The following is a 6,499-nucleotide window of genomic DNA, read 5'->3' on the forward strand; positions in this document are numbered from 1 at the left end:
AATTCTTAAAAATATTAATATTCTTTTACCTGTGCAAGCGAAATTGCCGCTGCTGTTCGTTTATTTGAAACAGATGTTTCCACATCTTCCTCCGTAACAAGTTTTAATGCCGCTGTTGGACATACGCGAATACAAGCAGGTCCTCCGTCGATTCCGGTACAAAGATCACATTTGTTAGCCACTACCCGTTCACTGCCATCCAGTTGTTTTTTTCCATCACTGGATACGACCATATTAATAGCACCATATGGGCAGGCAATCATACAGGTTTTGCAGCCAATACACTTATCCTGTAATACCATCACAGCATTGTCAATCATTTGAATGGCACCTACTGCACAGACGTTCATACAGGCTGGATTTTCACAATGTTTGCATTGCACCGGCATGGTAATGGTCGCCGTTTTTATGATATCCAGTTTTGGATTAAATACATATTCACCGGGCTTCATCTGAAAGATTTTCACCCCTTCATGTGCAACTACGCATCCGATCATACAGGTTCTGCAACCGATGCATAAGTCTGGATTACCTTTTACAAAATAATTCATATTCGACACCCCTTTTCTGCCGCATCGATACCCATATTTTTTCGGATACTTTCATAGGAATCTTTGACCTGTTTTTCAGCCCAGGCCTGGTCGTCTATCTTCTCAAGATTGATGGCGCAGTACTTGGATTCAGGTGTGTTGCTCACCGGATCTAAATATGGCACCGTCAATTCATTGCATGCCCCGATCCACCATTGATAGGTCATATAAGTCGCTCCTGTTTTGACCCGTTCTGTCGGCATAACCCGAGTCATAACACTTCCACGTCTGGAGTTGACTCGAATCAATTCACCTTGTTTAAGATTAAGCTTTTCACAGTCCTCCGGGCTCATTTGTATCCAGCCAGGTTCATCTTCCAAATTGGTCAGGGTACGGCAGTTTCCGGTCATCGTTCGAACAGAATAATGACCGACTTCGCGAACCGTTGATAATGTATAAGGATATTCAACATCTTCAATTTCACCTGGCGCACGCCATTCAGTAGCAAAAAAATTAGCTTTGCCATTTGGATGAGCAAATATCCCCCCTTTATGAAGATATGGTGTTCCTTTATCTTCCATCGATTCATCACGACACGGCCACTGAACGCAGCCCAGTTCTTCGATCTTTTCGTAAGTTGCACCAAAGAAACTGGGGGTCAAACTTCTCATTTCGTCCCAGATTTCTTTGGTGTTTTTGTAGCTCATCGGATAACCCATGGCTGTTGATACTAAGCAAATAATTTCCCAGTCGGTCTTTAAATCGCCTTTTGGCTCAACCGCTTTTCTGATTCTCTGGAATCCACGGTCAGCAGAGCTGTAAACGCCATCATGCTCACCCCAGGCTGTTGCCGGCAAAATGACATCTGCCTTGAGGCCGGTTTTATTCATATAAATATCCTGCATAACGACAAAATCAAGTTTGTCCAACGCTTCTCTCATTTCGTTGAGATCCGGATCCGATTGTCCGGGATCTTCACCAAAGATGTAATATGCGTGCAATTTTTTCTTCTCATCTTTTACATCAAGTACATGATGGGGAACCTGTGTCAGGGGAATCCCATTTTCCTTCGGCAATTTTACGCCCCACGCTTTTTCGAATTTTTCACGTGCTGCATCATCGGTAACATTCTGATACCCAGAATAACAATTCGGCAAAGCGCCCATGTCGCAGCCGCCCTGAACATTGTTCTGTCCCCGGACCGGACCAACGCCCATGCTTGGCCCGCCAAAATTCCCGGTTAACAATGCCAGACTGGCAAGTCCCTTAACGACATCAACTGCCTGACCAAATTGACAAACACCCATTCCCCAAAGAATCGCTGCTCTTTCTGCTTTTGCATATTCTCTAGCGGCCTGACGAATGGTTTCGGCTGGCAGATGACAAATCGATTCGACATATTCCGGGGTGTATTTTTCAACCGTTTTTTTATATTCCTCATACCCTAAAGTATGATCATCAACAAATTTCTGATCAACCATTCCTTCAGCAATGATGACGTTTCCCATAGCCTGTACCAGCGCCAGGTTGGACCCGCCTTTTAATTGAAGATGCATATCCGAAATTCGTGCCGTTTCGGTAATACGAGGATCTGCGACAATAATTTTCGCGCCTTTTTGTTTGGCTTTTACAATTCTTCTGGCCACAATCGGATGTGACTCTGCCGGATTGTACCCGATTACAAATAGTAATTTAGTATCTTCAATTTCTGGAATACTAATTGACATGGCACCCGAACCTAATGAGTACTGTAACCCGGCAACTGATGGTGCATGACAAACACGCGCACAGTGATCGATATTATTCGTTCCAACCGCAGCACGCATAAATTTCTGCATGACGAAATTTGCTTCATTTCCTGAACCACGGGCACACCCTGTTCCCATAATCGAATCCGGGCCATATTTTTCTTTAATCTCATTAAGCCGTTTTGCTGTATAGTTGATGGCTTCATCCCATTCAACCTCTTCCAATACCCCATTTTTTCTAATCTGCGGTTTGGTAAGCCTTTTTGTCAGAATCTGTGGATCATTTAAATAATCCCAGCCATAATGCCCTTTGAGACATAGGTTTCCTTCGTTGGTTCTACCATTTGCCGGGGTCGAGCTAACAATCTTGCCATTTTCAACATTAAGGTATAATTGACATCCTGATCCGCAATAAGGGCAAGTGGTTAATACTTGTTTTCCCATAACATCCTCCTTCTCAGTTTTTGTTAAATTATTCACACTCTTCCGATTGTCACATATTTCCCGGCATAAAGTCAATCAGAAACGCCCCGATATTACAAACCGTTATAATCCCTTCTCGATTATGCATTTTTGTTCTCATTTCATTTTTTACGCTTGACTTATTCTCTTAATGTTCCCTATAATTAGTTTTTAAGCATTATCCAAAATTAAAATGATACCGGTTAAGAAGGAGGCTTTAAATGCAATATAGTGACTTTTCATTTCTCATTCTGGCTGGCGGAAAAAGCCGCCGTATGGGAGTTAATAAAGCAGATCTTAAATATCACGGTCAAACTTTTCTTGAGACCCTGATTTTCAAGGCCCAGAAAATGGGTTTTACCGACATTATCATATCTGGTTATCCCCATGAAATTGAAGGTATCACACCGGTTGCGGATGAATTTAAAGACCGGGGCCCTTTAGGCGGGATGTATTCCTGTTTTAAAGTTGCTAAGAATAAATACTGTTTTATTGTTTGTGTGGACGTGCCACAGCTTGTTGAAGAAACAATTTTTTCGTTAATCGACTATCATACAAAAGAACAAAGCGAACTTACCTTGCTATCTCAAAATGGCAAGGCGGAACCTTTAATCGGAATATATCCGACCGATAGCTATGATAAAATTTATGCCATCATCAAAGACGGTTCAGCAAAAGTATTCCGTCTTATCGATCAGTACGACTATAAACTTTTTTCTAACGATGACGAAACTAAAATAATGGATAATATTAATACCCCGGAAGATTATCAGAGAATAATAAAAAAGCCCTAAAATGCGTTTTTTCGCATTTTAGGACGATTGCTATTCAAAATTGGCGGGAATATGTGGGAATCGAACCCACCTAAGCAGTTCTTCACTACTAATACTGGTTTTGAAGACCAGAGGACACACCAGCGCCCATCTACCCCCAAAGATAAATATTATTGCTATAATATCACATATTTTTTTTGTTCGCAAGTTCTTCCGAACTGTAAATCTGCGCCTAAAACGTCCTGAAGACAATCCCTGATAATAATTTGCGATTGTCTTCGGAACTTACTATTTTACTTTGTCGGCATTCTGACTGTTACGAATGAGCTCAGTCGTTTTTCTATTTCATTAATAAGTGCTTCAAAATTTCCATCAAAATAGTTATCAAAAACGATATCCGCCTGGTCGATGACTTCCGCCGCGGTCTTTTTTATTTTGCTGTCGGCAGTATTTCTGACCATAACAAAAACAGCAGGATTTACAAATTTTCTTAACGTATTCGATTCACATATTATTAATGCATCTTTCGGTATTTGGGCTATCAATGCTTCAATTCCTTCATCGATATGAGTATTGATCGTTTTTAACCAATATACCTTTTCTGCCCCACCTGCTAAAAGCATGGCGGTGTCTTTATTCGGGTTCTGACCTTTCTCTTCGGTTATTTCAAAATCACCCTTTAAACTAGAACACGCCCCACAGCCTTCTCCGCCATGAATGCAGCTTCGATTATTTTCATCAATCGTCGTTACCTTTATCCCAATTACCGGCATTTGCTTTTTATACTTTTCTATTAATGAAACCGCCAACGTCGTTTTTCCGCTGTTTCTTGCAGTTGAACCAATTAAAATCATATTTGGTATGTCATAAATTTTAGTTTGTATTATCCTCACCTCGCCATCATTTTTTATTTATAAAGCCTTCTTGCCTCACCAACTTTTTTCGTAATCCGCTTCTTATCAAATTCCTCAAGCAGAGCAACTGCGTATTTTCTTGAAACGCCCAAAATATCACGGTAGATTCCTAACGCAATTTCATCATTTTCCTTAAGATAGTCCTTCATCAAATCCAACGCTTTTTGATAATAATCCTTATGGATGCAGTATTTTAAATCCAGCGCGATGATTGTCCCCGATTTCTTCAACATCGTGATTGCGCCAGTGTATTGTTTGTTTTTTCCGTAGTATTTTGCTAGATCGTCCAATGACGGCGGTGCAAATTCGGCATTTTTATAGAAATTCTCAACCTCGTTCAGCAACTCCGTATCCGCTTCTTTATAGACCACCTTAAAGTCCGGAAGACTGATGAACTCGGATTCCCATTTCACTATTTTTTTATCGATAAAGTAATTGACAATACTGTCAATCGCCGCAACCGACGCTCTGGGAATCAGCTTTCCTCTGACTTCTTCGCGATTCGCACCTTCCTTTAATGGATAGGTTTTATGATATTCCCGAAGAATTTTAAGCAGCTTGTTTTTCAAGGATGCCAGGTATTCCTTTGAAAGATACAACCTCTCGCTTAACGGGATGATCTTCTTTTCTTCAACCAACTCATCCAGTTCTTTTGTGATCGGCTCATTTCCGATGTGATCTCTGATGTAGTCGATGTCCCTCAGATTTTTGCTTTGTTCGGAAATTGCCAGCAGCACTTTATCTTTTCTGGTACCGTTTTCTTTGATTTTCATGGCACTGATGACAGCCGCCTGGTTTCGTCGATGTTTAACCGGATTGGCATCTAATACAACACCGCCGCCAATCGTTTCCAGGGGCGAATAAAAGCGGATGACAAAATGATCCCCCACTTTTAACGCCAGTTCTTCTTCAAACCGAAACTGCACGTAAGTCGATTCCCCCGCCTCCAGTTCATCCTTGGCCAGGAGAATGACCTTGGCCAGAATCTCTTTTGTTCCGTGGTAGAAATGCACCCGGCTGGCATTTTTTACGGACCGGTTGCTGCTCTTTAAAATATTAAGCTTCACATCAACCATCATGGTGTTTTCCATACTGGTTGCGGGAGCAATGGTGTCTCCCCGCATCACTTGCTGTTTTTTGATACCCGTCAAATTCACCGCCACCCGCTGTCCGGCAACGGCTTTTTCCACCGCCGTTCCATGCACCTGCAAACTTCGTACTCTGGCCACTTCTAACGTGGGATAAAGCATGATGTTCTCTCCCACTTTGACACGTCCCTCAATCAAGGTTCCGGTTGCGACCGTTCCAAAACCATCAACTGAAAAAACACGATCAATGGGAAGTCGAAACGGGATCGATAGTTTCTTTGCCTTAACATGTGAGACGATCTGTGAAAGCGCCTGCTTCAGTTCCTCTAGCCCTGCTCCGGTATAAGCCGAGACCGGAATAATTGGGGCATTTTCAAGAAAACTGCCCTGAAATTTTTCACGAATTTCTTCTTTAACCATTTCGATCCAATCCGCATCTACCAAGTCCGTTTTTGTTATTACAACCACCCCATGCTGAATTTCCAAAAGGGATAAAATGCCAAAATGCTCAATCGTCTGGGGCATGATGCCCTCATCAGCGGCAATCACCATCATCGCCAGGTCAATGCCTCCGGCTCCCGCCAGCATATTGTTAATAAATTTTTCATGTCCGGGAACATCTACAATTCCAATTCGATTGCCGCACGGAAGATCAAGATAGGCAAAGCCCAATTCAATGGTAATACCACGTTTCTTTTCTTCTTTTAACCGGTCAGTATCAATGCCGGTTAAGGCCTTGACCAAACTTGTTTTGCCATGATCGATATGCCCCGCTGTACCTAAAATGAGATTCATTCATGCCTCCCCCATCACTCAGCCAGATTTTCAAGTGCCATTGCAATGGTTTCAAAATCTTTGCTTTCGATCGTTCGCATATCCAGTAAGTAAAAATCTTTGTGAATCCTTCCAATGATGGGTGTCTCGGCATTATTTAATTTCCGATCCAGAGCATTTTCAGAAAACCCTTTGGCTTTGATGGACACG

General features: G+C 42.0%; 5 protein-coding genes and 1 tRNA gene. 1 reads left to right on the forward strand and 5 read right to left on the reverse strand.

From position 1 onward, the window contains the following. Window positions 1-14: 14 nt before the first annotated feature. Entirely contained in the window at window positions 15-551 is a 537-nt protein-coding gene (locus tag FZC40_RS12200) for a 4Fe-4S dicluster domain-containing protein (RefSeq protein ID WP_148604713.1), read from the reverse strand. After that, window positions 548-2,722, reverse strand: a complete 2,175-nt coding sequence (gene fdhF / locus FZC40_RS12205; protein ID WP_148604716.1) for a formate dehydrogenase subunit alpha — start codon at window positions 2,720-2,722, stop codon at window positions 548-550. The genes FZC40_RS12200 and fdhF overlap by 4 nt, the downstream gene beginning before the upstream one ends. A gap of 239 nt (window positions 2,723-2,961) precedes the next feature. Here fdhF and mobA point away from each other — a divergent pair, with 239 nt between their 5' ends. After that, on the forward strand, window positions 2,962-3,534 hold the full coding sequence (gene mobA, locus FZC40_RS12210) for a molybdenum cofactor guanylyltransferase (protein WP_148604718.1): 573 nt from the start codon (window positions 2,962-2,964) through the stop codon (window positions 3,532-3,534). Window positions 3,535-3,575: 41 nt separating this feature from the next. On the opposite strand, the gene FZC40_RS12215 is transcribed toward mobA, so the two are convergent. From FZC40_RS12215 to selB, 3 genes are all read right to left on the reverse strand, one after another. Then, window positions 3,576-3,672: transfer RNA gene (locus FZC40_RS12215), tRNA-Sec, on the reverse strand. A gap of 134 nt (window positions 3,673-3,806) precedes the next feature. Next, window positions 3,807-4,367, reverse strand: a complete 561-nt coding sequence (locus FZC40_RS12220) for a hypothetical protein (protein WP_148604720.1) — start codon at window positions 4,365-4,367, stop codon at window positions 3,807-3,809. A 53-nt stretch (window positions 4,368-4,420) separates the two neighbouring features. Beyond that, on the reverse strand, window positions 4,421-6,310 hold the full coding sequence (selB, locus tag FZC40_RS12225; RefSeq protein ID WP_148604722.1) for a selenocysteine-specific translation elongation factor: 1,890 nt from the start codon (window positions 6,308-6,310) through the stop codon (window positions 4,421-4,423). Window positions 6,311-6,499: the final 189 nt, after the last annotated feature.

The sequence above is a fragment of the Acetobacterium tundrae genome (assembly GCF_008086615.1).
Lineage (GTDB): Bacteria > Bacillota > Clostridia > Eubacteriales > Eubacteriaceae > Acetobacterium > Acetobacterium tundrae.